Source organism: Metasolibacillus sp., from assembly GCF_025291715.1.
GTDB lineage: Bacteria > Bacillota > Bacilli > Bacillales_A > Planococcaceae > Metasolibacillus > Metasolibacillus louembei.
In genome coordinates, this window is the sequence record NZ_JAMBIZ010000025.1 from 1 (window position 1) to 26,736 (window position 26,736).

At 38.3% G+C, this 26,736-nt stretch carries 30 protein-coding genes, 1 pseudogene and 1 riboswitch; of the genes and pseudogenes, 11 read left to right on the top strand and 20 right to left on the bottom strand.

The window, feature by feature from the left end:
* Positions 1–309: 309 nt before the first annotated feature.
* On the top strand, positions 310–1,719 hold the full coding sequence (locus tag M3Z76_RS14170) for a VanZ family protein (RefSeq protein WP_293928468.1): 1,410 nt from the start codon (positions 310–312) through the stop codon (positions 1,717–1,719).
* A 113-nt stretch (positions 1,720–1,832) separates the two neighbouring features.
* On the opposite strand, the gene M3Z76_RS14175 is transcribed toward M3Z76_RS14170, so the two are convergent.
* Positions 1,833–3,536 carry a putative bifunctional diguanylate cyclase/phosphodiesterase gene (locus M3Z76_RS14175; protein WP_293928466.1) on the bottom strand — a complete coding sequence of 568 codons (1,704 nt, stop codon included), beginning with the start codon at positions 3,534–3,536 and terminating at the stop codon, positions 1,833–1,835.
* Positions 3,537–3,986: 450 nt separating this feature from the next.
* Between M3Z76_RS14175 and M3Z76_RS14180 the strand changes: the two genes are divergently transcribed.
* Entirely contained in the window at positions 3,987–4,142 is a 156-nt protein-coding gene (locus M3Z76_RS14180; RefSeq protein WP_293928465.1) for a transcriptional regulator, read from the top strand.
* 42 nt (positions 4,143–4,184) lie between these two features.
* Here the strand turns inward: M3Z76_RS14180 and M3Z76_RS14185 are convergent, their stop codons facing one another.
* The 8 genes and pseudogenes from M3Z76_RS14185 to M3Z76_RS14220 form a co-directional block, all read right to left on the bottom strand.
* Positions 4,185–5,135 (bottom strand): tyrosine recombinase XerC, encoded by a 951-nt coding sequence (locus tag M3Z76_RS14185; protein WP_293928473.1) that lies wholly within the window; start codon positions 5,133–5,135, stop codon positions 4,185–4,187.
* A gap of 13 nt (positions 5,136–5,148) precedes the next feature.
* Positions 5,149–6,096, bottom strand: coding sequence for an MFS transporter (locus M3Z76_RS14190; protein WP_293928464.1), 948 nt, complete (start codon positions 6,094–6,096; stop codon positions 5,149–5,151).
* Positions 6,097–6,154: 58 nt separating this feature from the next.
* A complete protein-coding gene (locus tag M3Z76_RS14195) occupies positions 6,155–6,607 on the bottom strand; it encodes a DinB family protein (protein ID WP_293928462.1) in 453 nt (150 codons plus the stop codon).
* Between the two features lie 159 nt (positions 6,608–6,766).
* Positions 6,767–7,186, bottom strand: a complete 420-nt coding sequence (locus M3Z76_RS14200; RefSeq protein ID WP_293928460.1) for a hypothetical protein — start codon at positions 7,184–7,186, stop codon at positions 6,767–6,769.
* Positions 7,187–7,473: 287 nt separating this feature from the next.
* Positions 7,474–7,887: pseudogene (locus tag M3Z76_RS14205) on the bottom strand (DNA alkylation repair protein); the annotation flags it as partial.
* A gap of 12 nt (positions 7,888–7,899) precedes the next feature.
* The gene (locus M3Z76_RS14210) at positions 7,900–9,630 is read right to left on the bottom strand and encodes a SulP family inorganic anion transporter (RefSeq protein WP_293928459.1); all 1,731 of its coding nucleotides are present in this window, start codon (positions 9,628–9,630) and stop codon (positions 7,900–7,902) included.
* A gap of 24 nt (positions 9,631–9,654) precedes the next feature.
* Positions 9,655–9,981 carry an ArsR/SmtB family transcription factor gene (locus M3Z76_RS14215; RefSeq protein WP_293928458.1) on the bottom strand — a complete coding sequence of 109 codons (327 nt, stop codon included), beginning with the start codon at positions 9,979–9,981 and terminating at the stop codon, positions 9,655–9,657.
* A gap of 137 nt (positions 9,982–10,118) precedes the next feature.
* Positions 10,119–11,261, bottom strand: a complete 1,143-nt coding sequence (locus tag M3Z76_RS14220; RefSeq protein ID WP_293928456.1) for a 3-phenylpropionate MFS transporter — start codon at positions 11,259–11,261, stop codon at positions 10,119–10,121.
* 82 nt (positions 11,262–11,343) lie between these two features.
* Between M3Z76_RS14220 and yeiL the strand changes: the two genes are divergently transcribed.
* Positions 11,344–12,012 (top strand): transcriptional regulator YeiL, encoded by a 669-nt coding sequence (gene yeiL, locus M3Z76_RS14225; RefSeq protein WP_293928454.1) that lies wholly within the window; start codon positions 11,344–11,346, stop codon positions 12,010–12,012.
* Between the two features lie 26 nt (positions 12,013–12,038).
* On the opposite strand, the gene M3Z76_RS14230 is transcribed toward yeiL, so the two are convergent.
* The 6 genes from M3Z76_RS14230 to M3Z76_RS14255 form a co-directional block, all read right to left on the bottom strand.
* The gene (locus tag M3Z76_RS14230) at positions 12,039–12,530 is read right to left on the bottom strand and encodes a hypothetical protein (protein WP_293928453.1); all 492 of its coding nucleotides are present in this window, start codon (positions 12,528–12,530) and stop codon (positions 12,039–12,041) included.
* A gap of 70 nt (positions 12,531–12,600) precedes the next feature.
* Positions 12,601–12,912, bottom strand: a complete 312-nt coding sequence (locus tag M3Z76_RS14235; protein WP_293928452.1) for a DMT family transporter — start codon at positions 12,910–12,912, stop codon at positions 12,601–12,603.
* The gene (locus M3Z76_RS14240) at positions 12,912–13,244 is read right to left on the bottom strand and encodes a DMT family transporter (protein ID WP_293928450.1); all 333 of its coding nucleotides are present in this window, start codon (positions 13,242–13,244) and stop codon (positions 12,912–12,914) included. The genes M3Z76_RS14235 and M3Z76_RS14240 overlap by 1 nt, the downstream gene beginning before the upstream one ends.
* Before the next feature lie 48 nt (positions 13,245–13,292).
* Positions 13,293–13,398, bottom strand: a riboswitch (guanidine-I (ykkC/yxkD leader).
* 36 nt (positions 13,399–13,434) lie between these two features.
* On the bottom strand, positions 13,435–13,827 hold the full coding sequence (locus M3Z76_RS14245; RefSeq protein WP_293928448.1) for a hypothetical protein: 393 nt from the start codon (positions 13,825–13,827) through the stop codon (positions 13,435–13,437).
* A gap of 1 nt (position 13,828) precedes the next feature.
* Positions 13,829–14,686 (bottom strand): aminoglycoside 6-adenylyltransferase, encoded by an 858-nt coding sequence (gene ant(6), locus M3Z76_RS14250; RefSeq protein ID WP_293928446.1) that lies wholly within the window; start codon positions 14,684–14,686, stop codon positions 13,829–13,831.
* 30 nt (positions 14,687–14,716) lie between these two features.
* Positions 14,717–15,592 (bottom strand): tyrosine-type recombinase/integrase, encoded by an 876-nt coding sequence (locus M3Z76_RS14255; protein ID WP_293928445.1) that lies wholly within the window; start codon positions 15,590–15,592, stop codon positions 14,717–14,719.
* Between the two features lie 225 nt (positions 15,593–15,817).
* Between M3Z76_RS14255 and M3Z76_RS14260 the strand changes: the two genes are divergently transcribed.
* Positions 15,818–16,612 carry an enoyl-CoA hydratase/isomerase family protein gene (locus tag M3Z76_RS14260; RefSeq protein ID WP_293928443.1) on the top strand — a complete coding sequence of 265 codons (795 nt, stop codon included), beginning with the start codon at positions 15,818–15,820 and terminating at the stop codon, positions 16,610–16,612.
* A 3-nt stretch (positions 16,613–16,615) separates the two neighbouring features.
* Here M3Z76_RS14260 and M3Z76_RS14265 read toward each other — a convergent pair whose 3' ends face one another.
* Positions 16,616–17,422, bottom strand: a complete 807-nt coding sequence (locus tag M3Z76_RS14265) for a hypothetical protein (RefSeq protein WP_293928441.1) — start codon at positions 17,420–17,422, stop codon at positions 16,616–16,618.
* 199 nt (positions 17,423–17,621) lie between these two features.
* Between M3Z76_RS14265 and M3Z76_RS14270 the strand changes: the two genes are divergently transcribed.
* Together M3Z76_RS14270 and M3Z76_RS14275 are read left to right on the top strand one after the other, a co-directional pair.
* Positions 17,622–18,239, top strand: a complete 618-nt coding sequence (locus M3Z76_RS14270) for an S-layer homology domain-containing protein (RefSeq protein WP_293928439.1) — start codon at positions 17,622–17,624, stop codon at positions 18,237–18,239.
* A gap of 248 nt (positions 18,240–18,487) precedes the next feature.
* Complete coding sequence (locus M3Z76_RS14275; protein WP_483310172.1) at positions 18,488–19,624, top strand: aminotransferase class I/II-fold pyridoxal phosphate-dependent enzyme; 1,137 nt, start codon at positions 18,488–18,490, stop codon at positions 19,622–19,624.
* A gap of 41 nt (positions 19,625–19,665) precedes the next feature.
* Here M3Z76_RS14275 and M3Z76_RS14280 read toward each other — a convergent pair whose 3' ends face one another.
* The 3 genes from M3Z76_RS14280 to M3Z76_RS14290 form a co-directional block, all read right to left on the bottom strand.
* A complete protein-coding gene (locus M3Z76_RS14280) occupies positions 19,666–20,061 on the bottom strand; it encodes a DUF4830 domain-containing protein (protein WP_293928437.1) in 396 nt (131 codons plus the stop codon).
* Positions 20,051–21,277: an AI-2E family transporter gene (locus M3Z76_RS14285; RefSeq protein WP_293928436.1), complete on the bottom strand. Its 1,227-nt coding sequence runs from the start codon at positions 21,275–21,277 to the stop codon at positions 20,051–20,053. Before M3Z76_RS14285 ends, M3Z76_RS14280 begins: the two co-directional genes overlap by 11 nt.
* A gap of 71 nt (positions 21,278–21,348) precedes the next feature.
* Complete coding sequence (locus M3Z76_RS14290) at positions 21,349–22,287, bottom strand: LCP family protein (RefSeq protein WP_293928435.1); 939 nt, start codon at positions 22,285–22,287, stop codon at positions 21,349–21,351.
* A gap of 165 nt (positions 22,288–22,452) precedes the next feature.
* Between M3Z76_RS14290 and msrA the strand changes: the two genes are divergently transcribed.
* From msrA to M3Z76_RS14315, 5 genes are all read left to right on the top strand, one after another.
* Positions 22,453–22,971 carry a peptide-methionine (S)-S-oxide reductase MsrA gene (gene msrA, locus M3Z76_RS14295; RefSeq protein ID WP_293928433.1) on the top strand — a complete coding sequence of 173 codons (519 nt, stop codon included), beginning with the start codon at positions 22,453–22,455 and terminating at the stop codon, positions 22,969–22,971.
* 95 nt (positions 22,972–23,066) lie between these two features.
* Positions 23,067–23,780, top strand: a complete 714-nt coding sequence (locus M3Z76_RS14300) for an AzlC family ABC transporter permease (RefSeq protein WP_293928472.1) — start codon at positions 23,067–23,069, stop codon at positions 23,778–23,780.
* Positions 23,777–24,103 (top strand): branched-chain amino acid transporter permease, encoded by a 327-nt coding sequence (locus tag M3Z76_RS14305; protein WP_293928431.1) that lies wholly within the window; start codon positions 23,777–23,779, stop codon positions 24,101–24,103. Before M3Z76_RS14300 ends, M3Z76_RS14305 begins: the two co-directional genes overlap by 4 nt.
* Before the next feature lie 11 nt (positions 24,104–24,114).
* Complete coding sequence (locus M3Z76_RS14310) at positions 24,115–24,609, top strand: hypothetical protein (RefSeq protein WP_293928430.1); 495 nt, start codon at positions 24,115–24,117, stop codon at positions 24,607–24,609.
* Positions 24,610–24,682: 73 nt separating this feature from the next.
* Entirely contained in the window at positions 24,683–24,868 is a 186-nt protein-coding gene (locus M3Z76_RS14315; protein ID WP_483310173.1) for a MafI2 family immunity protein, read from the top strand.
* A 69-nt stretch (positions 24,869–24,937) separates the two neighbouring features.
* Here M3Z76_RS14315 and recQ read toward each other — a convergent pair whose 3' ends face one another.
* Complete coding sequence (recQ, locus tag M3Z76_RS14320) at positions 24,938–26,707, bottom strand: DNA helicase RecQ (protein ID WP_293928471.1); 1,770 nt, start codon at positions 26,705–26,707, stop codon at positions 24,938–24,940.
* Positions 26,708–26,736: the final 29 nt, after the last annotated feature.

Below are 26,736 nucleotides of genomic sequence, written 5' to 3' on the forward strand. Positions count from 1 at the left end.
TTGAACCGCCGTATACGGATCCGTACGTACGGTGGTGTGAGAGGACGGGAGTTAATCGCTCCCTCCTACTCTATTTTTATATAGATGTAGCTTTTTAATAAAGTTTGATTGCAAATGCTGATTTTATACAGAAGGAAACCAACTGTTTTGAAACAAAGTTTAATCAAAACAGTTGGTTTTCTATTTGTCTAGGCGAATAGCAACCATCTTTTTGAAATCCTTCATAAAATCTTAAGTTTTACACTAAAAAAACCTTAAGAACTTCTTGCTACAATGAACAAGTCAAATCATTTAGGAGGTTACGTTATAATGGATTTAATTAGTATAGTATTCGGTCTTTTACCATATGTAAAATATTCTATTTTTATCATCGCAATTTTGATGATTGGCTACTTTGTATATAGAAAATTTTATCAAAGAAAGTATCCAATACGTTTTTCTAAATTTGTTTTCATCACCTTACTTATTTGTTGGTTCATTGTTGTACTTGGAATCACTACTCTCAGTCGAGGGGCAAGGTATACAGGACAGATTAATTTTGATTTATTCACCAGTTATATAAATGCATGGAATGCTTGGTCGCTGACTGAATTTCAATTAATCATCTTTAATATGTTAATGTTTGTACCGCTAGGTGTGCTATTACCATTGATTCATCATAAAAACAAATCATTTTGGCGTGTGCTCGTCATATCAATTATTTTCACGGCTTGTATTGAACTGTCCCAATTGATTACAGGTAAAGGGATTTTTGAATTAGATGACCTTTTGCATAATACCATTGGGAGTTTAGCAGGATACTTTATTGTGATGGTATTCATTTTATGGAACGAACAACGAAAATTAACATTCATCCCGATTGTGAAAGCTATTTCTATTCCACTAGTTTTTATTGCTTTATTTGGCGTGGCAAATGGTGTGTATACCGCACAGGAATTTGGAAATCTGCCATTCAAACCTGCACAAAAACAAAATATGGAGCACATCAAAATGGAACTGGAAACGGAGCTTTCCAATAAATCACTTAACGCATGCGTTTATTACAATAAAGATGTGAATGATGTAAAAAAGGGAAATTTAATTGCTCAATCTATTGCAAAACAATTTAATTTGCAACAACAAGGTGGCATGCGGATTGATGGGGATAATCGTATATTTACATTTCAAGACGATGAAGGGAATGCTTATTATTTAACGTATTTCATGTCAAATGGCTCTTGGTCTGTATCATTAGATAATATAAATGATGCCCCTTTAAAAGTTGATATTAAACAACAGAAGCAACTTTTAGAAAATTGGTTAAAAAATGAAGGACTACTCCCTAATAACGCTATCTATCAGCAGCAAGATGAACGTACAATTCGTTGGGATTTAGCTGAACCAGAGAATTTACAATCCACATGTGAAGATTTCTCTAAAGGTCTGGTTATGATTAGTTTTTTTAATCAGCCAGTACCCGACATCTTATTTGATATTAGTGACAATGAAATGGTTGCGAAAAAGCAATTAATTTCACAACAGCAAGCATATAATGCATTGGTAAACGGAGAGTTTAGCACGTACCAGCCTTTACAAAAAGGTGATACATTAACGATAAAGAATGTTCGCTTAACCTATACTTATGATACAAAAGGTTATTATCAGCCTGTATATGTATTTACATGCAATGTAAATGATCAGGACTACCTAATTGAAGTTTTAATATCAGCTATTCAGTAAATAAGATTGTTTGGTAAGAAAAAGAAGGGCAGTCCAAAAATAAGCAAGTCCCATATATTAGATATGACTCGTATATGGGACTCTTTTTATTTTTAAAAATAGAGTGGCTGCTTTCATTTTTGCTTTTGCGCTGCTAGTAATGCTGTTAAATTTTCTACTGTTAACGGTTTACTGAAGTAATATCCTTGCACAGATTGACAATTATGCTTTTTCAATATGTCGAGCTCTTCAGATTGTTCAACACCTTCAGCAACAACATTTAAATTTAAAGCATTTGCTAATGAAATAATCGCTGCAACCATCGATTCACCTGAAGGCGTCGTTCGGATGTTTTGAATAAATGTACGATCGATCTTTAAGGCATCGAATGGAAACTGACGCAAATAGCTTAATGAGGCATAGCCTGTACCAAAGTCATCTAGCGATATGGCAATGCCCATTTTTTTCATCTCTTTTATTTTTTCAATGAGCTCATCCGTGTAATCCATCATCGACATTTCAGTAATTTCAATTTCTAAATGCTGCGGGTTTGCCTGCGTTTCATCTAATATTGCTTCTAATCTTGGAATAAAGGTTGCTTCTGCAATATGAATCGGCGAAATATTGACTGCAACGCGTAAATGGCTATTGTAGGCTTCGTTCCATTTTTTTATTTGCGCAGTTGCTTGTTTTAAAACCCATTCCCCAATTGCAGATATTAAACCACATCGCTCAGCAAATGGAATAAATTGATCTGGTGGGATAAAGCCTAATTCGTCATCATTCCAACGTATAAGTGCTTCCATCCCTGTCATTTTATTATCCTGCAAACTATACTTCGGTTGATAATGAAGCTCGAAAGCATCATCTCGAAGCGCTTGGTGTATTTTTGTTTCAAGATGCAGTAAGCGGTCATCGACACCTTTCATGTTTGCTTCAAAGATAACATAATTATTTCTGCTTTTTTGCTTAGCTGCGTACATCGCAATATCTGCGCAACGCAACAATTTTGATATTGTATTACCATGGTCAGGGAATATACTAATGCCCATGCTAACGCTAATGTAAAACTCATAATCATAAAAATTAAAGCTCTCTTTGCAAATATTGATAATGCTTTGTGCGATTGCTTTAATTTGTGAATCATCTTTTAAAAGGTAGACAAACTCATCTCCGTTTAATCGGAAAACCGCATCTTTTTCTGTAGCAATACTATTTAACCGTTTCGCAAATTCCTGTAGGAACATATCCCCTACTTTGTGGCCAAGGCCATCATTTATATTTTTAAAGCGATTGATATCGATGAAAAAAAGTGCAAATTTCGTTTGATTTCTTTCAGCGATTTCTATTTGCCTTTCCAATGTATTTAAAAGGCTACGACGGTTTGGCAAGCCTGTCAAATCATCGTGAAAAGCAAAATGCGTATACTTTTTTATATTTTTTTGGGCGGTAATATCTGTGCGTATCGAGATATATTGGTATGGCTTCCCCTTGTCATTTAAAAACGGAACAATTGTCGTTTGCACCCAATAAAGCGTTCCATCCTTCGCCCTATTACAAACTTCCCCGCTCCATGTGTCCCCTTTGCTAATTGTGCGCCATAATTCTTTGAAAAATGCTTTTGGATGATGACCAGAGTTTAAAATGCGATGATCCTGTCCAATTAGTTCTGCACGACTATATTGGGAAATTTGACAAAATCGATCATTAACATTTGTAATAATTCCACGCCCATCTGTTACAGCTACGATAGCTGATTCATCTAATGCGGCTTTAATATCCTTTAGCTCATCATACGTAAGCTCCATATTCGTTAAAATATGAGAGTTATTCATCATTTAACTTTCTCCCTGTTCATAAATTACTCTTACAAATCAATTACATCTTCGTGTAATTGCTGTCCAGATTTTCGAAAAAATCTGTGACATCCGCCGGAGAATTAACTTGCTTCAGCAAGGGGCTTGAATCCCTTTTGATTGAATTATCTTCTTTTGTAACAGAAAATCGTGCTGAATCGAGTTAAAATTTAGCTAAAATGCACTATCTATAAGTATAATCTATTATCTTTGTTCTATTCAATAGTGATTTTATCATTAGCGCTACTTATTAGAATATGACATTCTTCACATTCGTCATATTTATTTAATGAATACATTTTACGGATAATAATATTATGTAAACTATATAATGCGGAATTTTCTGAAATAAATAGGTTGACAGGCAAAGGATTTCTGTACTATATTAATATCATGAAATTAAATCTGTTATATTACAAAGGAGTGTTGTTTATGTCGATGTATCGTGAAGGCTATGAGCATTACTTAGAAAAGTGTGAGCAATTCGGTGTTGAGCCTGTCAATTTTCACTTTTATTTATTGCAATTATCACAAGAGCAGTTAGCATCCTTTACAGAACAGGCACGCACAGTGCGAGCGGGTATTTAATATATGAAGAAAAAACATAAATAACCAAACTTTATGAGTGGTTCATAAAGTTTGGTTTTTGTCATTTAGTGGATTATTTTTCATCACTTCTTGAATTTGCTCGTCCTCAATATGCGTATAAATTTGTGTTGTTGCTACACTGGAATGCCCTAATATATGCTGTAGGCTGCGAATATCAGCGCCTGCACGATACATTAATGTGGCGGATGTATGGCGCAGCTTATGCGGTGTGAGCTTTTCCTTATTTAGTGTGGCTGTATTCAACTGTTTAACGATTTTCGCAATCGATTGTCTTGCAAAGCGTGTTCCCTTTTGCGATACGAAAAGCGGCTCAGCCCCGTCCCCTTTATAGGTATGGCGTTTTGGTAAATATGCCTGCAAGGCCTCATAGCAGCTTTCGTTCATAAATACAGTACGCTCCTTATTACCCTTTCCGATAACTGTAATATGACGTCCTTGAATCGATTGCAAATTTAAGGAACAAAGCTCGGTAACGCGAATACCTAAATTTAAGAAAAACATCATCATGCAATAATCACGTTCGCTATAAGGCTGTGCTGTTGTTGCTGCAATAAATTGGCGTGTTTCCTGTAAATTTAAATAAACAGGCGTTTTCCTTCCGATTTTCGGTGTTTCTAGCTCATCTGCTGGATTATCCTCTATTAAACGACGCTTGCCCTTTAAGTATTTGAAAAAGGATTTTAATGTCGCGACTTTACGCGCGCGTGCGGCTGGCGAATTTCCTCGTTGTACCTCGCAATATTCCATAAATAAATATAAATCCTCGAGCGTAATTTCCTTAATCATTTCGATTGTCACATCGGAAATATTAATTTTTTGTAAGTCTGTTAGCGTAATATCCTGCTCGATTGCCTTTAAAAATCGAAAAAACAGCACTAAATCATATTCGTATTCTTTGCGTGTTCGCTGTGATTTTCCTGTAATCGTTGTTAAATATATTAAAAAATCCTTTAAAATTTTCGGGAGCACAATCTTCACCTCCCTTTCAGTATACAGCACTTCGATGCTTGATGTAATAAACCCCGTATAAAAAGGCTAATCCCCACAGCAAACAAATGCCTAATAATACAAGCATTCGCAATGAAATGATTTGTGTAGCAATACTTAGCAACAGCAAAATAGTGATGGTTGTAAATGCTTCAAGTAAGCTAAAAATAGCAGTAAATCGACCTAACATCGCTGCTGGTAACGCTTGTTGAATATAGGTCATAAAACCGACACTTACAAAGCTGTTTGCGAAGGATAAAATAAAAAATCCAAGTGCGGCCATCCACCAATTTTGTGCTAGTCCATAACATAAATAACCGACGCTACAGCATAACACGCCATAAAAGATAGCGTTTAACGGCTTAACGAGCCATTTCATATTACAAATCGAACCGGCAATAAAGCCGCTACCCGCGATGCTGACTAATAGTCCATATGTGCTTTCTGACATTTGCAATGTTCTAGTCACAAATGCTGCCTCTAATGAATCGATAGCTGTTAAGCAAACAATGAAAAGACCGTTCAAAATAAAAATAAAGCTAATCGAAAGATGCTTGTGGGCATATAGATAGACGATGCGCCAATCAGCTTGAATCGTTGCAAACGTAACTCGTTGTTGTATGCCTGTCTCGCTTATATGAGGGCATTTTCCGAGAAGTAATGCAGCAATTATTAATGCGGTACTATTCATGACAATCGCTAAATGGGCTGTACCGATAAAGAAAAACAGGCCCGTAATCATTGGACCTAATATAAAGCCGGATGATTGTGCCATGCTTCTCCAGGCGTTAAAGCGTTGTTGCTCATTTTCAGAAATTACTTTCGTTGAATAAACAAAGATGGCATTTGTATAAATCGCTGTAAATATTTGAATGAAAAACGTGAGTACATAAATGATTAGCATATTTACAGCTTTAATGATTACATATTGAAACAGTGCGGACAATTCGTGCTGTTTTTAATTATTTAAAAAGTTCCCAAATTGATATTTGGGAACTTTTTTGTTATATTACTTCTTTTATTTGCGCTATATGATGTAAATCATGTGTCATCAGCCCTTTAAAATAACTAAATAAAGTTAGTTGGGATTGATGAATTGTTATTTCAGTTTCCCAAAGCGCATCTGGTATTTCAGTTAATCGTTCAATCAATTGAGTTCGACCACACAAAAATGCATCAAGTACGACAGCGGCTTCCTTTTTACGGGTGGATGCTGCAGCTTGTTCATTGAACACAGTCACATCTGGTCCAGCCGGAAAAGTGCCCCCGCCAACGAAGTATGGTATTCTTTCATGTAATACAAATTCATCCCACGCAATCAAATGACCGATTATCTCTATAATCGACCACTCCCCTTCAGTGATAGGTTTCCGTAACACCTCCTCGCTCAACGCACGCAGTGAAGCGACAAATTCCCCGAATTCAAGATGATGTGCAATTATTTTAGTTTTCTCCATACATTCCCTCCTAAAAGAACATTTGTTCCGTATTTGTAAAAACGCATTTTAACGAAGTGAAAATCGGTCTTACGTACAATGATACATCTCACTTCGTCTGAGAGCCTTTTTAAAGATAGGCAATTTTCATTAAAATATAAGCAATATCTCACCTATTTATCAAGAGGAATTTTCCTCGCTCTCAATTAAAGAGACTTTACTTGTCGAGGGGAAATATTGATATTTCCAATAGTTTTTAATTTTATTCCCCTCTAATTCTAATACCTTAACCAAAGTAATGAAGTATTCGGCAGTAGAAGCCTCTACTTCTGTAAATTCATTATTCTCTGATTTACCAGGACGATATTCTATTTGCGAAAAATAGGTCACTGTTTCATTTTTTTCTTTAATCGTAATCGTTTCATCAGGATTAAGTTCAGGGAATTCAGGATGCTTCTTCAAAGCAGTTAAAAGCATTTCCTTATCATAGTTATGAAGCGATTCACTTATTTCAATATTTGTCCCCTTTGAGCTTTGTGGTAAATTACAGCCTGATAAGATAAGAGTTGCCATTGAAAAAGCAATGATCTTCTTATACATGAGTAGCCTCCTACTATTTTAAATTTTATAAGATAAATACTATTTTTCCGTGTTAAAATGAAGCGAGTCATGTATTGAAAGGGGCCTTCAAAATGAAAAAACAAACAATCGTCATTTCTGCTATGTTATGTATTGCAGCAATACTCGATATTATTTATAAAGGGTTATTTTATAAAATGCTCAAAAAATTTTGCAGGTAATTAAGAAAAGCCTAATTTCCAATAAAAAGAAATTAGGCTTTTCGATTATTTTTTCGCATTAAACCTTAATAATTTTTTCAAAGACAACTAATTAGTATGTCGTTTATTAACTTCAATTGTAATAAAATCTGGTAAATAGCTAGGGGTACATCCTTTGGCTACCATTTCATCTTTGTACAGACCCGTTTGCTCACCAAGCTTCATACAACGCGCACGATTCTTTTCATCATAAACACCTATCCAGCCTGCGGTGAAATTCATAGCCCATTGAACTTCTGGCTCTTCCTGCGCAATAGTAGCTTCTATTGCAGCTAGTAAGTTTGCAGTGTTATCAGGTGGTGTTTGTCCAGTCCATCTCAATCGCGCTTGATAATATCAGAAAGTCCGTCTTTGCAGAGCAGAAGGGCTATTTTCCCACGTCTCTATCAACGCAATTTTTTGTTTGTCTTTAGTGAGCTGATTAGCCATTAACCAATCCATTAAGTTATTTCGTTCATAGAATACTAAATGGTCTTAATCTGGCAATTCCCATTGCACCACTCCTTTTGTCAATTGTGCACACTCTCGAAAGGCAAAGTGCTGACAGCCAATGCATTTTGTGTTATCTAAATAGCGTAGTGCGACATCAATTGCCTGACCTGTATGCTCAAAGAAGTACTGTTTGCCAATTTTATCATACAGGCCACTTTTTTTCATGGCTGACTGCAAACGTGGTGATAGACCAGTCACAAGAATGGTTCCCTTAAACTCCTGAACAATATTATCGAAATAAGCCTCACCTGTTGTATCCATAAATGGCACTTTGCTCATACGTAAAATTAATATGTTTGGCTTAGGCTCAGCTGTTGACAAAATCGTTTGCTCAAACATTTGTGCTGCACCAAAAAACAGTGGGCCTTCCATTGTATAAATGCTGATTTGCGGGCAGTCATGCATCGTATTAACGACGTATGGCTGCATCTTTTCATTTTTTCTTGAATGGTCTGGCAACACTTTGAAAATTGTAGGGATATCAATCATTTGCTTTGTAAATAAAATGAGCGCAAGCACTAGGCCTACTTCCACCGCAATCGTCAAGCTCGTAAACACCGTTAATAAAAAGGTTACGATTAAAACGAGCGAATCTGCTGATTTTAATTTTAAAATATGCATAAAATGATGACGCTCACTCATATTCCATGCTACAACCATTAAAATTGGCGCCATGCTTGCAAGTGGAATGTGCGATGCATATGGTGCGAACAATAATAGGACAAGCAACACAAAAATGCCATGGACGACACCTGATATCGGCGATGTCGCCCCACTCTTAATATTTGTCGCTGTTCGTGCAATCGCCCCTGTTGCAGGAATTCCACCAAACAATGGTGTCACGATATTCGCTAAGCCTTGCCCAACAAGCTCTTTATTGCTGTTATGCCGCGTTTTTGTCATGCCATCTGCAACGACTGCCGATAACAGTGACTCAATGCCACCAAGCAACGCAATGACAAATGCTGGGCCAATTAAACGTTCGATGCGTTCCCATGTGATGTCAGGTAGCTGAAACTGTGGCAATGTATTCGGAATCGCTCCATAGGCTGTACCAATTGTTGGTACTTGCCCAGCAAAAAAGACAATGGCCACAATTGTAGAAATAATGATACCAACCAAAGAACCAGGTATTTTCGGTAAAATTCTCGGCATTATTAAAATAACTGTTAAACAAATGAGGGCAATCACTACATTATATAAATTAATTGTGGCAAAATGCATAACAAGCTCTCGCATATTTGCAATAAAATTTTCGTGCTTTTCAATTTCTGTTAGCCCTAAAAAATTGGCGATTTGCCCTGTAAAAATAATGACTGCAATACCTGCTGTAAAGCCAATTGTCACAGGGCGTGGGATAAATTGAATTAAGGAGCCTAATTTAAAAAAGCCCATTAAGCATAGCAGCAAGCCAGCCATAAGTCCTGCGAGCAATAAATCCTCATAGCCATATGCTAAGACAATGCCTAGTAAAATCGGAACGAAAGCCCCTGTCGGTCCGCCAATTTGATATTTTGAACCACCAAATAATGAAATGATAATGCCCGCAATAAACGTTGTGTAAATTCCATATTCAGGCTTGACTCCCGATGCAATAGCAAAGGACATTGCGAGTGGAATTGCGACAATGCCTACAATTAGTCCAGATAAAAGATCTTTTCGAAAATCCGCTAATGAATATCCTTTAAACCTTCCCATTTGCAGCTTCTCCATGCTCAAACCCTTCTTTTCTATTTATTATTCCTCATCTAATTCCTCTAGCATCGTAATTGTATCGATAAGGTGGTTATTAAAAATTTTCCTTGCAACAACGAGCAAATCTAAAATCATCGGGTCTCTCAAAGAATATAAAACTCGTTTGCCATCCTTCACGCCAACTACAATATTTTTAGCCCGCAAAACACTTAGCTGCTGCGAAATCGCAGAGCCTTCTTTTTGGAGTGCATCTTGAATTTCCTGTACACTCTTTTCACCTTCTGCAAGTAGCTCAAGGATATGTATACGTAAAGGGTGTGATAATGCTTTAAAAAAATCGGCTTTAAATTGCTGGAGCTCTCCTCCCATCAAACCTCTCCTTTCTATATATACATATTCAAAACTTTGAATATGTATATATAATACGCCTGATTTTTTTAATTTTCAATATAGAAAAGAGAGCGCCCGAAAAGTCATTTCGGGACGCTCCCTTTTTAATCAAAAATTTATTTCTTCTTATTTAAATACAATGCTAAAACAAGTGCAGGTATCGTACATACAACCATTCCTAAAAAGGCGAAGCGCGGCTCGATTTCGTATAAATAACCACCGAGCAATGTTAAAACCGCAGTGCTCCAGCTCATCGCAAAAGCATTGTACATGCCTTGTGCATTTGGAATTTGTTCCTTCGGCAAGTGCTGTGTGAAAAACAGCACGACAGCAAAATGCGCTAAAGCAAATGATACAGCATGTAATGTTTGCGATAAAATAAAGACAGGAATTGTTGGTATAAGTGCAACCATTAGCCAACGCACCGTTGAGCCAATTGCGGCAATGGTTAGCAATGCGGCTGGTTTCCATTGTCCAAAAAAGCGATCTGATTGAGCGAAAAATAATATTTCTACAAAAACACCGATATTAATAATCAAACCAATATAATATTTTGGTACATGGAGCTCCTGCAAATAAATATAGCCGTAACTATAATAAGAAGCATGTGCGCCTTGTAATAAAATTGCAATAAGCAAGACAATTAAAAAATTGGGTGTTTTGAACAATTGCTTCATTGAAAGATTGCCAGCTTTTGCTCGTAGCGGCTTCTCTAATAAAATCGCTGGTGCTTGTCGCATATTTAATGCAAACAATAAAATCAATCCACCAAGCAATAGCCAAGCAATTGTACTATCACCGAATTTTCCCGTTATGACACTGACGATGAGCACCATCACGACAAAGCCTACAGATCCATAAGAACGGCTTTTTCCATAATGCAATTGTCCATGTTGAACAAGTATTCCTGCCATGCTATCGATTGCTGGCATCAATGCAGGAAAGCAAAAGCTGAACAATAGCGTAACCATGAATAAGCTAATAAAGGAGCTTGCAGGAATAAAAAATAATACGGTGATGATGGATGCTGCTGCTAATATATCTACTACACGCTTGCTGCTCCATTTGCTTGAAATATACGGAAAGGCAAACATAGTTGAAATCCCTCTTGCTACTAATCCAAAGCTCATAATAAGGCTTGCCTCTGCAACTGTTAAGCCCTTTGCTTCTATTAAAAATCCTGTCCAATATGGTAAAAAGATGCCCCATGTCATATAAAACGTAAAGAAATTTTGTGACATCCAGCGTTGATTATTCATTGTATATCCCTCCATCTGTCTTGCATCATAGCATGCTTTCTTTTAAAATAATGTGAGATATCTCATATTTAGGTGGTTTACGATGCAAATTTTACAAAATGAAGAGAAAAAATATTATATTGAGCAATTTCCAATTCATCATTTATTTTCATTCGATATTACAAATTTAGTGGAAGTACATCGCTTTGAACGTGGAAATTGGATTATTAAGGAGGGGCATTTTCCACAGTATTTATATTTTCTTGTAGAGGGAAAAGCAAAAATTTACATGACACAAGAAAATGGAAAGGTCGCATTAATTAGCTTTGCACAGCCAAATGCCTTTATTGGTGAGCTAGAGCTACTTGATGAAAATTATTATTCCAAAGGTGTTCAAACGATGAATTCTACTATTTGCTTAGCACTGCCAATAAGCAAATGTAAAAAAGAGCTGCTATCAGATGTTGTATTTTTACGCTATTTATCGACGTTTTTAGGAAATAAAACATCAGAAATGACCGCTAAGTTTTCGAAAAGCCTTGCCTATCCGCTCGAAAATCGCCTTGCAGAATTTATCGTACTGCTAGCAGATAACGGCATTTATAAAGAAAAGCATACGGAGGTATGTGATTATTTAGGTGTTTCCTATCGCCATTTATTACATGTGCTATCGCAGCTTTGTGCACAAGGCTTGCTAGAAAAATGCGGCCGCAGCTATAAAATTATCGATATGGACGAATTAAAAAAGCGAGCGATAACAGCCTCTGTCTAGGTCGTTATCGCTCACTCTATTGAATATTACGCTCTTTTTTTCAAATAAAAAATATCTCGATCATGCTCAGCGATTTTTTGAGCAAAGTACTCTAAATCATCCTTGGTCGCTACTTGCTCAAAGCGCATCATCGTTTCAGCATGATATTCAGTCAATCGGCCTGTTTGCTCATAAACAATATGCAGCTTCGCCTCGATACCATCTAAGCGATCATTTGTTTTTTGCTGTTCAGCCTTCAGATTTTGCACATCCGCTTTTACTTCTTGCATCTCAATCTTTAAGCTTTGCACATCTGCTTTCACTTCTTGCATTTCAGTCTTTAAGCTTTGCACATCCGCTTTTACTTCTTGCATTTCAGTCTTTAAGCTTTGCACATCCGCTTTTACTTCTTGCATTTCAGTCTTTAAGCTTCGTACATCTGTTTTTACTTCTCGCATTTCAGTCTTTAAGTCTTGTATGCTACCTTCCATACCTGTTACTTTGTGTACGAGTAATTCTAATAGTTGGCGATCTGTCATTTAGTTACTCCTTCCCTCGGTTCTTTGTACTTAAATTATAGCATATGCTCAAGTGATTTTCATTAAGCCTTTACATCAATTTCAAACCAATTGTTGCACCTAAAATCATCGTAATAAAGACAATACGTCGCCAATCCTTTGATTCACCAAATGCGATCATGCCAAGGATAGCGCCACCAGCAGCACCGATTCCTGTCCAAATCGCATAGGCTGTTCCCATCGGTAATGTTTTCATGGCAATTGCTAGCAAGCCGAAGCTCGCCGAAAAGGCAATAATCATATAAACAAAGGAAGCAATATCGCGTTTTTGATACATGCGTCCCATCATAAAAACACCTAACATTTCACACAATCCTGCTAAAATTAATACAATCCATGCCATTATGCCTGCTCCTCCTTTTCACCAGATACGAGTTTTAAGCCGATAACTCCAGCTAATAAAATAGCGATTAGCACCAATTTCCCTACATGCACAGGCTCACCAAAAATGATCATATCCGCTATAACCGTCCCCGCTGTACCTAATCCAACAAACACTGCATACACAGTGCCAACAGGCAGCTTGCTTCCTGCATGAATCATTAAATAAAAGCTCACAATAATACATACAATCGTTAACCCCCATTCAAGAGGTGTCGTAGCATGCTTTAAGCCAATAACCCAACCTACCTCAAAAACTGCTGCAATAATTACTTGAAGCCATGTTAAATTCATCGTAAATTCCTCCTTAAAAATGACAAAAAGCCAGAGAGAATGATTGCATTCTCCCAGGCTTTTATCCTTCCGTGTAACACACATATGCTGTGTGCGCCTTCTCTCGGACCAGACTAGCAAAAGCATCTGCTACGGAACCCTAGAAAGCTTGATAATTTATTATTTCACAGCACCGCAAATTTTGCAAGCTCTAGACAAAAATATGAATTGTATCTCCGTTACGTTCAATTTTCCAGTTTGATGAAACAAGTGCTGCAATTTCCTTTTCTGTCTCTACATTCGCTGGTACATTATAAGCACCAAACTCCTGTAATTCGTACTGACTCTCATCAATACCGAAGCGCATACGTAAAATATTTTTCAAGCCATTAATTGTTAAAAATTTCACTTGATAGCTTGTTGTATAAGCTTCTTTGAAAAGCGCTTTATCTGTATCATACAGCTGCTGTAATAGTGAGAAATCAGATTGCATCTCTTCAAATAATGATAAATCTTTGTTTTCAAATTGTGCTGCTACTTGTTCATAGCTGTAATTTGGTCGTAATGATTCAATTAAATATGCTTCCATTAATGAGATAGCCATTTTAGTTATTCCCCTTTTTATATGTATTGTCAATCCAGGCTGTAATGTTTTTATCATAGCTTGGATACGCATAGCCAAGCTTTTCGGCTACTTCGTGAGAAATATCGCGGAACATGTCACAGCATAGCTCAAAAGCAAGCCATGTTTGTTCAATTCCAGCTGTTGTGTAGGTACGAAGTAATTTTTCATAGACTTCGGGCGCTAGATGCTGCTGAATAAATTTATAATTTTTCCCAACACTAAATGTAAAGCCTTGGCGAATACCGATGTCCCATGACATCATGCGCAGCAGCTCTTGTCTTATGTTGTTATGCAAGTGATCTATTGCAAATAAAAACTCATTGCGGCGCAAGCCTTTTGCCACATATGTCGCAACGCTCCAAAATTCATTGCAGCAATCATCAAAGCTGCGTGCAGACGGTTTTTGAATCCAGTATTTTTCGTCTGTCGCAATAACCTCCTGCGAGATTCGCTTGTCCTTATCCAGTAGCACCTCCACTAACCCATCTGAGCTTTGAAAATAATTTTTGAGCTCTGTTAATGGGATTAAGCTTAAATCGATTTTAATTCCATCTGCAAAATATAAAATATAGGTAAACCAATTTTCAAAATCTGGAGGGAAAAGCTCCATGTCTTCGGGCTTTTGGACAAAAACAAGCTCACCAAAGTGCTGTAACCAATCATCATTTTCTAAGTAGCTATCCATGCTTGTGACAAAAAAGCTAATATCGTAATCTTGATAATGATCTTGTGGAATATTGCGATTCGTGCGTGAGCCCTCTAGCACCGAAATACGAATGCGTTCATCCTGTGATGCGAAATCTGAAAAAAGCTGAAACATTTCTACCTCTGATCGCATTGTACCGCCTCCTTTTTTAATTATAGCATTTTACTCGGGTTTTTCCATCCGTGTTGCTCGTTCTTGCAGCACACCTTTTCTTGCATAGCCGTATTTTTCATATAAATCCTCCAATTCTTGTTGCTCCTTTTTCATATCCTGTTGAATCGCTGTATAGCGCATATTTGTCGTTGTAACGGCAAAGCCTACTTGCTGTGAGACGTAGGCAAATAAACGCTCTATTGTTTTTACAGTAATTGGATCACCCTGTTTATTGCCCAAGCCGAGCCAAATATAATCTACTTCCTGTGCAATCGCAAAGCGCTCGCTCGTTTCTTCTTTATAAAATTGTAGTACATCCAATAATGCTTGTGGCAACGGTAAATCGCGATAGCTACGCTTACTTAATATACGAACAAAGCCTTCATGGATATGTGACCATTTCATGCGCACAACCTCACTCGATTTAATGCCAAGTGTTGCAATAACACGCATAATCGTATAATTGCGCAATGCCATCCAACGAATTTCGTCCTCCTCTGCCGTTTCATAGGAAATAAGCCACACATGTAATGCTTTACGCATTTGGAATGGAGATAACGTTTGCAGCACCTTTTTTTCAAAGGGAATTGGGCTGAATAAATCATCAGCAAGTGTAGGAATCACATCGCGCGCTTGTAAAAAATGAACGAAGCTTTTTAAGCTCGCAAGCTTGCGATTGACACTTTGTAATGAGCTGTAATGCTCCAGCAACCATTGTCTATATGCTTGTACAACCTCTACTGTTAATATTTCATATTGCTGTTCTTTCATAAAATTTACGAACTGTGCACTATCTAAGCTATATTGCTTCACTGTATAATTAGATTTTGACTGACTAACCAAAGCTGCTTGAAAACGTTTAACGTAAATCGAATAATCTGTCATGCTCAGCACTCCTTATTAATTTGGCGTGAAGGTACTTTTTTTATTAAAGATTTGGTGCGTGTGCTATCTTATTTTTACTAAATAAAGTGTCGTATAATATGCTATTTATATTCAACGAAAAATAAGAATGTTTGTTCTTATTATAGCGAAACAGTCATTTTTATTCAACTCGGTGCACTTTTGTGGCATACTTGCAGTAATTCAAAAGAAAATGGAGGGCTTTTTGTGCAAATACAAACAGTACGCTTACATGAGGAAGACGCAAAATTGATTTATCAAGAAACAGCTAGCCTTGCGATTATTACTATCCATCGGCCACAAGCTAAAAATGCATTAACAGCAAATATGTGGCGTGAGCTCGCCTCCCTTACCTTACAAGCTTTGCAAAATCCGAAAAATAAAGTGCTTATTTTGCGTGGAGCTGGTGAAAATTTTTCAGCAGGCTCAGATATTAAAGAATTTCATACGATGTCGCTGGAGCAGGCAGAGCAAGCCTTTGTTGAAATGGAGCGTACTATTTCGACAATTGAAAGCTTACCACTTCCTGTTATTGGGGTCATTAATGGACCTGCAATGGGTGCAGGCTTAGAGCTTGCACTTGCTTGCGACATTCGCATTGGCTCAGATAAAGCGAAAATGGGCATTCCCGTTGGAAAATTAGGCATTATGCTAAACAATCGTTTTGCTAAGCGTCTTGTAAATCTTGTTGGTCCTTCTGCAACAAAGGATTTCGTTTTCACAGGACGCACCTATAAAGCAGAAGAAGCCTTTCAAGCAGGTATGTTAAATTACTTAGTCGCTGAAAAGGATGTAACAAAATTTATGATTCGCTTAGGAAAGCTTGTAGCAGGCATGTCTCCTGACTCCTTACAGGCGGTCAAAGCAGCGGTACAACAATGCACAGAATCAACCCCTGCTTTATGGCAAGGTACTACTCCGTTTGTTTCGCCCAATGACTTTGCTGAAGGCGTGCGTGCATTTGTTGAAAAGCGCCAGCCGAATTTTACACGCAGCAACTAAGGCTTATATTAGTTTCAGCCCTTTAATCGTAAAATGAATATACTCAGGCTCCAGCTCAAAGGTTTGTACAAATGCTGTTGCGATTTCCTGCTGTAAGCCTTGCAGCTCTTCTATTATATTTGTATGAATCGAGGCCTTTAAAATGATATTGACAGTAATTTTAGGCATCGTAGCCACATTAAATGCTAGCTTTTCTACCTGTGCGATAATAGGGCTCTTACTCATTACATGCAATAACACATCTCGATATACTTGCTTATGAATGGTGATTGTTTCATAGTGAAAGTCAGGCTGAACGATTGTCGTTTCTCCGACTTTCACTCGATTGTTGACAAAAATCGCCCGTCCCTTTCGTACTAAGCGCTTGAAAAAATTTTGCTCTACTTGCTCATATGGAATTGGCATCACATGCTGTCCCTTTGTTTGTCGAATAAAGCGAGCAATTTGAATTTCGCGTGGAGAACGAATATGCTGTACTTGATAAAATTGAGTAATTGGTCCAAGCTCTAGCTGCTCCGCAATTTTTTTCGTCATTTTATCTGATGTCCCAATAATTAAGATGGACGAAGGCTGCACCTTTTGAATAGCTGCTTGGACTTCCTGACGATGTGCTGGATCTTCAAAAATGGCACGACGCACAGCTGTTAATGTGTTTTTTTCAAATTTAGCACTAATGCCAGCCTGTTTTTTGCCATGAAGGATGAATAAACCGTCATCAATAATTCCTTCGATTCCTTTATCATAAGCAAATTGCAGCGCAGAGGTACTTTTTCCTGTACCACTTGGCCCACTTAATGAATATACTTTCATCTTTCTCTCCCCTTTTCTTATAGTTAATATACACTTTTTTTGAGCGAGAAAAAACTAGTACTTATCTGCCATCTATCTAGCATGAAAGTTGTATATTGACAAGATAAGTGGAAAATAAAAGGGAAACAGTTTATGATAAATAATGTAGCTTCCGTCCAGAGCAAATGATCAAATCAAATATGAGAGAGGTAATAACAGAATGAAAAAAACAAATTTATTCATTAGCGCAACGATTGCCATCGCAGCTGTAAGCGTAGCTACACCATCGTCAACAATGGCTGCTAGTCAAACATTTAGCGATGTTTCACCTAAACATAATTACTATACAATTATTCAAGAAATGGCGAAGAAAGAAGTCATTACAGGCTATCTAGATGGCACATTTAAACCAAATGAATTAATGACACGCAAGCATGCGGCCGCTTTAATTAGTCGCGCCTTCCCTACGCTTCCAACCGAATATGAAGGCATTTCTTTAACGGATGTTAGCAAGGATAACCCATATTACAAAGATATTCGCCGTGTACTGGAAGCAGATATTATTCAGCATGCTGATAATTTTGATTTTCGACCGAACGATATTATTACAAGAGGAGAAATGGCACGTGCTTTAGCAATCGCCTATAAGCTTTCTAGCAGCGAGCAAAAAAGTCCACTCATTGATGTATCGCCTAAAGTCGCACCATTTGTCGATGCACTCTATATAAACAATATTACAACCGGCTATGAGGATAAAACATTCCGAGAGGATAAAGGGTTGACACGCGCTCACTTTGCCGTATTTATGTATCGTGCAATGGAAGTAAATAAAGATTAATTTATGCCAAGCTGTTATCTTTAATGATGACAGCTTTTTTCATGTCCTATTGCGCAATACTAATGTGTTCTTAGCTTCGAGTATTAGTGCTGAGTCGAGAATTCTCAGATTGTTCTGTATACAATAGCAATAACTTTAATATTTTTTTCTGAATTATTAAAATACATTTACTATATGTTATGTTACAATAAAGTGTACTTTTTAACAGATTAGGAGTGTTCTTTTTGATTATCGAAGCATCATCAAAAATGTCGCTTTTTACAGAGGCGATTTTTGGAAAACTAAAAGCATTTGCTTTACAGCAACAACAAAACGGACAAGAAATTATCGATTTAAGCTTAGGAAGCCCTGATATTCCACCTGCTCCTATGCTACTTGAAAATATGGCCAAGCTTACGGCTAACCCACAATCTTATGGCTATACGTTGACAGGTGTTAAAGCTTTTAACGACGCTGTCTGCCGCTACTACGCAAGAGTCAATGATGTGCTGCTTGACCCCGAAACGGAAGTGCTACAAACAATGGGCTCACAGGAAGGCCTAGTGCATCTACCAATCGCTTTTTGCAACCCTGGTGACATTATTTTAACGACAAATCCTGCCTATGTTGCTTACGATGCAGGTATCCATTTAGCTGGTGCAACTCCCTACTATATGCCACTCACAAAAGAAAATGGTTATTTACCAGACCTAGCAAGCGTTCCAGCAGAAATTGCGGAAAAAGCAAAGCTGCTTCTTTTAAATTTACCTGGTAACCCTGTGCCCGCAATGCCCTCTAAACAGTATTTCGAGGAGGTTGTAGCATTCGCTAAAAAATACAATATTATCGTCTTACATGACGCTGCCTATTCTGAATTTTACTTCACAGGCGATGCACCAATGAGCTTTTTAGCAACACCTGGGGCCAAGGATGTAGGCTTGGAAATCAATTCTTTATCGAAAAGCTTTAGCTTAGCAGGTGCTCGCATCGCCTATATTGTTGGTAATGCTGAAATGATTCGCATTGTTAAGCAATTAAAGTCGAATTTAGACTTCGGTATTTTCGAGCCTGTTCAATTAACGGCCGCGCTTGCTTTAGACAATGCAGAGGAAATTACAGCAAGCTTACGTACAACTTTTGCAGAACGTCATCAAATATTAATGAACGGACTACAACAAATCGGCTGGGAGGTGGCTCCTTCCAATGGTGGTATGTTCGTTTGGGCTAAATATCCATATGCAATGACAAGTGTAGACTTTGCATTTAAAGCAATTGAGCAGGCTGGTGTTGTGATGGTGCCAGGCACTGTCTTTGGTACAGCTGGCGAAGGCTACGTGCGTCTAGCTCTTGTTCAAAATTCAGCGCTACTTGCACGTGCTGTAGAGAAGCTACAGACAATTAAATAAAGATAAAATAGGACTGCTGACACGTATAGTCAGCAGTCCTGCTATATTTTCTTATCCTCTTGTAATCGTTCTTTATCCTCTAAGCGAAAAATACCCGGTATCCAATTTGGCAAAATGCCATGACCACCAATGATTTCCCCATTACATTCATAAATAACTGCCTTAAGTCGCTCGCGCTCTGTGTCACGTTCCTTTAACAAATAAAGAAATTGTGTTACTTCCTCCCCTTCATATTCTCGGAAAAAGAAGAGCGCATTCGCTTCATAATTAACAAGTAATTCCTCAGGCATTTTCAGCACAAAGGTTTCTTTTGCTAGAAGCTTTTTCGCATGCCAGCCGTATTCGCTTAAATACTTATTATGCTGTTCATTTTCTTGTGCACTACAGGCCACTAGTAACAAAATGAGCGAAATAAAATATATCCCTTTACTCCTCATACATATGCTCGTCCTCTAGCTGAAAGCGATTATAGCGCTGCTTAAACACACGGTAAATATGTGTCACTAACACTTTAATGAGCGCATATGTTGGGAGCCCTAAAATAACACCTGGTACGCCAAACAACGAGCCAGCTGTTAATAAAACAAAAATGATTGTAATCGGATGGATGCTTAATGATTTGCCCATAATTTGTGGCGAAATAAACTTCCCTTCGATTAATTGCACAATTGTCCAAACGGCTGCTAGCTTTAAAATCATATAAGGTGAATCGGACACAATTGCAATAATCGCTGCTGGTGTAATCGCAATAACGGGACCTAAATATGGTACAACGCTTGTTACCATCGCCAATACACCGAGCAGCAATGCATAATCTAAGCCGATAACGAGAAAGCCGATTGTCACCATTGCGCCGATACAGATGGACACTAAAATTTGCCCTTGAATATATGAGCTAATTTGCTTGTCCATGTCGTGTAGCACATCTCCTACAAATTTACGCATGCTTGGTGGCGTATTACGCAAAATAAACTTCGGCATTTTCTCGCCCTCATACAGCAAATAAAACAAAATAAACGGGACGATGACTAACGACAGCACTAAGCCTGTTAGTGCGGAAACAAAGCCCGTAATACCCGTCGCTACGCTTGTCGCAAAGCCTGTTGCAAAATCCTTTACTTGTGTGACAATATCCTCTGTTAAGTTGGTAATCATTTTATCGTATTCAAGATTAATCATTGAAAAATAGTCACTTAAACGCGAATTGTTTAGCCATGACACAATATTTTCAACAAATGCCATGAAATAAGCTGGAAACTCATTCATTAAATTTGTAAACTGATCGCGTAAAAATGGATAGATAAGGACAATCGTTAGCGTTAAGGCACCGATTGCGACAAGATAAATAATTAAAATCGCCCATATTTTTGAAATCTTCCATCTCATTAATAAACGCAAAAATGGTCGTGTTAAATAATATAAAATAACGCCAAGCACCCCTGGTAAAATAACGACCTCAAACAATACGCGTAGCGGCTGGAAAATAAACGCAATTTTATCGTAAATAAAAATGACACAGCCAACAATTAACAGAATGAGCAGGAAGAATAATAAATTTTTCCCACCTAAAAACCGAATAAAACGTGTTGAAAAGAAATTTGATGTTTCCTGCGGTAGTTGCTTATTTTGTGTTCTTGCTTTGCTCTCTTCCAAAAAACCACCTCTGCCAATTGTCAAATTTTCTGTAAAGCTATTGTGCTGTCATTTTATCATGAATTATCAGTTTATTTCATCTGTAAAAACTCATGTAACAACGCTTTATTTTGTTCTTTATCAATTTCTAACACAGAGCCTGCATGCTGATAGGCATTAAATGTATATGTCCCTTCAGCAGGAAGCGTCATTTTTTCAATATCTACACCGCCACCTGTAGCAACAGATAGTGCCATTTTCAGCTCCTCAGCAGACGTTAAATCTGTCGTGATATAGCCTTGTGCAGCACCGACAAATTTCGGCAAATTTTTGGCATTACCTATTGAAAATAGCTCATTTTTTAATGCATCCATTACCTTTTGCTGACGAGCCACACGCCCAAAATCACCTTCTGCATCTTGGCGGAAACGCGCATAGCCAAGCAATTCCTTGCCGTTTAACTGCTGTGTCCCTTGCTTTAATGACACCCCAATAAATGCTGACATATCCTTTTCAACATCCACTGTAATCCCATCTGGTGCTAACACATCAATCATTGCCTCAAAGCTTTTAAAATCAATCATCGCATAATGGTGAATTGGTACATCAAACATCGTATTTAATGTTTCCTTTAATAGCTGCACACCACCTAAATAATAAGCTGTGTTTAGCTTGTACGATTGATAGCCTGGAATATCTGCATAAATATCGCGCATAAACGACACGAGCTTCATATCGTTCGTATCTCGGTTCCACGATAATAGCATCATCGTATCTGTGCGTGATTTCTCCTCCCCTCGGCTATCGACACCTAAAATTAAAAAGTTTTCAATTTCCCCATTTTTCGCATCTGCCGCAAAATCCTGTGCTGGTGGCTTTGTTTCGCTTGCTAGCTTTAGCCCACTGCGATATTGCTGGATACTATAAGCAGCCCCTGCTAATAAAATAGCGAGGAGGGCAAGAAAAATAAGTCTCCCCTTTCGAAATTTTTTCCGTTGATGACGTGTTTGTCGTTGTTCGTGCTGTTCCATAAAATTCTCCTTTTACCGATTGTATCAGTACGATTATACTATTTTTCCCACATATTATATATGTAATTATTATTTTAGACGATTGTTGTGGAAGAAAGTTCAAATATGTTGTCGTTCGTTTTTGCCACATGATACAATACAGGCTAATGACAAGGAGGAATGACAATGGAAAAAGCAACATTTGCAGGTGGCTGTTTTTGGTGCATGGTAAAGCCATTTGACCAATGGGACGGCATACATAAAGTAACAAGCGGTTATATGGGTGGTCATGTAGAGAACCCAACATATGAAGATGTCAAAGGTGGCAAATCAGGACATTTAGAGGTCGTACAAATTGAATTTGACCCTAGCATTTTTAGCTATGAGCAGCTACTTGAGATTTACTGGATGCAAATCGACCCAACAGATGCAGGTGGTCAATTCCACGATCGTGGCGAATCGTATACAACGGCGATTTTTACGCATAGCAAGGAACAGCAGCTTATCGCTGAAAAATCAAAGCAGGCACTTGCAGCAAGTGGTCGCTTTAAAAAACCAATTGTGACGGTTATTCGAGATGCGGAAACTTTTTACGTCGCAGAAGATTATCATCAGGATTATTACAAAAAAGAGACTGCGCATTATAAGGAAGACCGTGCCAAATCAGGGCGCGATGAATTTATCGATACACATTGGCAAAAGTAAAGGAAAGCTGTAATCAGTGGAGATTTAGCACTTCCCCACTGATTGCTAGGTTTTGCGGTATAACAACTGTCCGTTCATATAGTACAAAGGAGTGAATAAATCTGAGTAGCGCAACACGTGCTGCGCTAAAATTTGCGTTTCCTCAAACGATTCCAATTTTAGCGGGCTTTTTATTTTTAGGCATCGCCTACGGAATTTTTATGAATTCCTTAGGCTTTCATGCGATTTACCCAATTTTAATGAGCCTCTTTATTTTTGCAGGCTCGATGGAATTTGTTGCAGCCAACCTGCTGCTTATTTCCTTTAATCCATTGAGCGCATTCTTTCTGACGCTCATGGTTAATGCAAGGCATTTATTTTACGGTATCTCAATGCTTGATCAATATGGAAGAGCTGGTCATAAGAAATGGTATTTAATTTACGGTATGTGTGATGAATCCTTTGCCATCAATAGTACATTAAATATTCCGAATCATCTGGATAAAGGAAAAGTCATGCTATTTGTAACATTACTTAACCAAATTTATTGGGTGGCTGGGGCAACGATTGGTGGCGTTTTCGGCTCATTCATCACCTTCAATACAGAGGGCTTGGAATTTGTCATGACAGCACTTTTTGTTGTGATTTTCCTTGAAAACTGGCTAACTACTAAGCAGCATCATAGCGCTCTAATCGGTCTTGCATTATCGGCACTTTCACTCGCCATTTTCGGCGGTGAACGCTTTATCATTCCTGCGATGCTAGCAATTTTAGGTGTTTTAACGCTTCTTCGTCCATCATTACAAAAGGAAAAGAGGACTGCCCTATGACAATTGCACAGCAAATTATTACAGTCGGTGTGGTGGTGCTTGGTACGATGTTGACGCGTTTTTTACCGTTTTTCATTTTTCCAGCCAATAAGCCAACACCTGCTTATATTCAATATATCGGAAAAGTATTACCTGCTGCCGTTATTGGTATGCTTGTTATTTATTGCTTTAAGGATGTGCGCTTTTTATCAGGACATCACGGATTACCTGAAATTTTAGGGGTACTCGTTGTCGTCTGCTTGCATCTTTGGAAACGCAATATGCTGCTATCCATTGCCGCAGGTACTTGTTTTTATATGATGCTTGTGCAGCTTGTCTTTTAGGAGGACATGTCTTGAAAAAATGGCTTGTACTTGTTGTTGCCCTCATCTTACTAGTTGGCTGTCAGAAAAAGACGGAGAACGTTCTCCCAGAAGAAATGCCTGCCGATTTTAATTTTAAAGTGCAATTTGGCATAAACAAACGAAATAGCATCAATACGTACGACAATACAGTAACTAAGGATTTAATTGTAGATGGCACAGCTTCTACTGCCCTGCAATTAACAGAAGATGACATGCGCGCTATTTATGAAGAAATGAAGGAGATCCATATCGGTACGCCAAAAAAGCTGATTCCTCAATCCACTTGTAAGCAAATACCTTATAGTGAGGACGAATGGCATATTACCATAGATGGACAAACATTTGATTATAGTGTTTCACAACAGTTTTGCGAGCTGACAAAGGATGGCAAGAAGCTTTTAGCTTTGCGTGAACAAATATGGAGCATCGTGCGCGAAAAACCAGCCTATCAGGAATTACCAGAGGCTCGCGGCGGGTATCAATAACGGCTTGTTGCCCTAAAATACTCGTAGCCAAATTTATCAAGCGATATGAAAGGAATATGTTTATGCAAAAGGTATTCGCTCGCGTAGTAATCAAAAAGAGGAAGAAAAAAATCTATTAACTACTGTGACAACAGAAGTGATTGCAGATTTTCCTGTCATTACTGTATGTGAGGAGCAATTTATTCATCATCCATCACCTATCAACTTTACAAATGATATGTACTATGATTGGCCGTATGCAAGAACCGATATTGTCTAAATGAACAATAGCCTTCAAAATAGTTATTCTACTATTTTGAAGGCTATTTTATTAGTTTACATAATAATATTATACGTTAGCTGTTTCGAATGTCACAATCGCTTCAATGAACTGTGCTCCATACTTTTCAAGCTTGCTTTCTCCTACACCGCTAATCGCTAAAAATTCTGCGGCATTTTGCGGGCGCTTAGCACACATATCATGCAATGTTTTATCAGAGAAAACAACGAATGGTGGCACGCCCTCTTGTTTAGCAATCGCCATACGGACAGCACGCAGCTCCTCGAATAACGGATCTTTATCGTGCACGACTTGCTGTACAACAGCTTGTCTACGATAAACACGTACATTGCCTAGCAGTACCTCTTTTCCGCGCTCTGCCACAAAGATTGTTGGAAACTGCCCATTGCTTACCGCAATTAGCTGCTCTGCGATTAAAAACTCAATAAAGTTAGCAATATCCTTTGCTGACATCGCCTTTAAAATGCCGTATGTCGGCAATTTATCAAAACGAAACTCTGTGACCTTTTTATTGCGTGAGCCTGCCAGCACTTGAGCGGTAATCGTTTTACCGAATTTTTGCCCCATACGCACGATACAAGACAGCACCTTTTGTGCATCCTCTGTGACATCCTCTTTCGGTCTTGCATCTGCACAATTGCTGCATTGTCCACATCCCTCCGCATTTTCCTCGCCAAAATAGCTAATGATATATTGCTGTAAGCAGTTTTCTGTATGACAGTAATCAACCATTTGCTGCAGCTTCGTCAGCTCCAATGGAATGCGTGTGCGATCCTGTGCTTGGTCAATTAAAAAACGCTGTGTTTGCTCATCGCTAGAGGCATACAACAAAATACATTCACTTGGCAAGCCATCTCGTCCTGCCCTACCTGCCTCCTGATAGTAGCTCTCCATATTGCGTGGCATTTGATAGTGCAGCACGAAGCGCACGTTCGTTTTATTAATGCCCATGCCAAATGCATTCGTTGCAACCATTACTTGTGCTTCATCCTGTAAAAAACGATTTTGCTCATCTGCGCGCGACACTTCATCCATGCCACCATGGTATTTGGCAACACGCACGCCCATTTTGCTAATTTGTTCATATAAAGAATCAACCGCTTTACGTGTTGCTGCATAAATAATGCCCGCTTCAGATTGGCTATTTTTCAAGAATTGCTTTACATAGGCATCCTTGCTAATACCCGACTGTACTGAAAAGCGCAAATTGCTACGTGCAAAGCCTGTAATAAAGGTATGCTCCTCTTGAATGGCGAGTATCGAGCGAATATCATCACAAACGGTTGGCGTTGCTGTTGCCGTTAATGCTACAACGGTTGGACGCTCCGCCCAGAGCTGTAGCACATTTTGGATATTGCGATAGCTTGGTCGAAAATCATGTCCCCATTGCGAAATACAATGTGCCTCATCAATGGCAATTAAAGGTACTTTAATCGTCGCCAAGGTTTGACAAAAATAATCATTATCTAAGCGCTCTGGTGCAATATATAGCATTTTAATGCGACCGTTGCGCACATCGCGCAGCACGTCCTGCACTTCCTCCATCGATTGTGAGCTATTTAAAAAGGCTGCTGGCACACCACTTGCGACAAGCATATCTACTTGATCTTTCATCAGTGAAATGAGCGGCGATATAACAAGCGTCGTTCCCTCTAAAGAGAGAGCCGGAATTTGATAGCATAGTGATTTTCCACCACCTGTTGGCATAACAACTAATGTATCAATACCATCCAGCACTTGAGCGATGGCTTGCTCTTGCCCTTCTCGAAATGATTCATAGCCAAAATACGTTTGTAAATGTTTTTTGGCTGCTTGCATTTTCAAAACGTTCAATTCCCCCTTTTAGT

Bases quoted from the DNA above. Each gene is read 5' to 3' on its own strand.
- M3Z76_RS14170 (WP_293928468.1), top strand. From the start codon at position 310: ATGGATTTAATTAGTATAGTATTCGGTCTTTTACCATATGTAAAATAT.
- M3Z76_RS14175 (WP_293928466.1), bottom strand. From the start codon at position 3,536: ATGATGAATAACTCTCATATTTTAACGAATATGGAGCTTACGTATGAT.
- M3Z76_RS14180 (WP_293928465.1), top strand. From the start codon at position 3,987: ATGTCGATGTATCGTGAAGGCTATGAGCATTACTTAGAAAAGTGTGAG.
- M3Z76_RS14195 (WP_293928462.1), bottom strand. From the start codon at position 6,607: ATGGAGAAAACTAAAATAATTGCACATCATCTTGAATTCGGGGAATTT.
- M3Z76_RS14200 (WP_293928460.1), bottom strand. From the start codon at position 7,186: ATGTATAAGAAGATCATTGCTTTTTCAATGGCAACTCTTATCTTATCA.
- M3Z76_RS14210 (WP_293928459.1), bottom strand. From the start codon at position 9,630: ATGGAGAAGCTGCAAATGGGAAGGTTTAAAGGATATTCATTAGCGGAT.
- M3Z76_RS14215 (WP_293928458.1), bottom strand. From the start codon at position 9,981: ATGGGAGGAGAGCTCCAGCAATTTAAAGCCGATTTTTTTAAAGCATTA.
- M3Z76_RS14220 (WP_293928456.1), bottom strand. From the start codon at position 11,261: ATGAATAATCAACGCTGGATGTCACAAAATTTCTTTACGTTTTATATG.
- yeiL (WP_293928454.1), top strand. From the start codon at position 11,344: ATGCAAATTTTACAAAATGAAGAGAAAAAATATTATATTGAGCAATTT.
- M3Z76_RS14230 (WP_293928453.1), bottom strand. From the start codon at position 12,530: ATGACAGATCGCCAACTATTAGAATTACTCGTACACAAAGTAACAGGT.
- M3Z76_RS14235 (WP_293928452.1), bottom strand. From the start codon at position 12,912: ATGGCATGGATTGTATTAATTTTAGCAGGATTGTGTGAAATGTTAGGT.
- M3Z76_RS14240 (WP_293928450.1), bottom strand. From the start codon at position 13,244: ATGAATTTAACATGGCTTCAAGTAATTATTGCAGCAGTTTTTGAGGTA.
- M3Z76_RS14245 (WP_293928448.1), bottom strand. From the start codon at position 13,827: ATGGCTATCTCATTAATGGAAGCATATTTAATTGAATCATTACGACCA.
- M3Z76_RS14255 (WP_293928445.1), bottom strand. From the start codon at position 15,592: ATGACAGATTATTCGATTTACGTTAAACGTTTTCAAGCAGCTTTGGTT.
- M3Z76_RS14265 (WP_293928441.1), bottom strand. From the start codon at position 17,422: ATGAAAGTATATTCATTAAGTGGGCCAAGTGGTACAGGAAAAAGTACC.
- M3Z76_RS14270 (WP_293928439.1), top strand. From the start codon at position 17,622: ATGAAAAAAACAAATTTATTCATTAGCGCAACGATTGCCATCGCAGCT.
- M3Z76_RS14275 (WP_483310172.1), top strand. From the start codon at position 18,488: ATGTCGCTTTTTACAGAGGCGATTTTTGGAAAACTAAAAGCATTTGCT.
- M3Z76_RS14280 (WP_293928437.1), bottom strand. From the start codon at position 20,061: ATGAGGAGTAAAGGGATATATTTTATTTCGCTCATTTTGTTACTAGTG.
- M3Z76_RS14290 (WP_293928435.1), bottom strand. From the start codon at position 22,287: ATGGAACAGCACGAACAACGACAAACACGTCATCAACGGAAAAAATTT.
- msrA (WP_293928433.1), top strand. From the start codon at position 22,453: ATGGAAAAAGCAACATTTGCAGGTGGCTGTTTTTGGTGCATGGTAAAG.
- M3Z76_RS14305 (WP_293928431.1), top strand. From the start codon at position 23,777: ATGACAATTGCACAGCAAATTATTACAGTCGGTGTGGTGGTGCTTGGT.
- recQ (WP_293928471.1), bottom strand. From the start codon at position 26,707: ATGCAAGCAGCCAAAAAACATTTACAAACGTATTTTGGCTATGAATCA.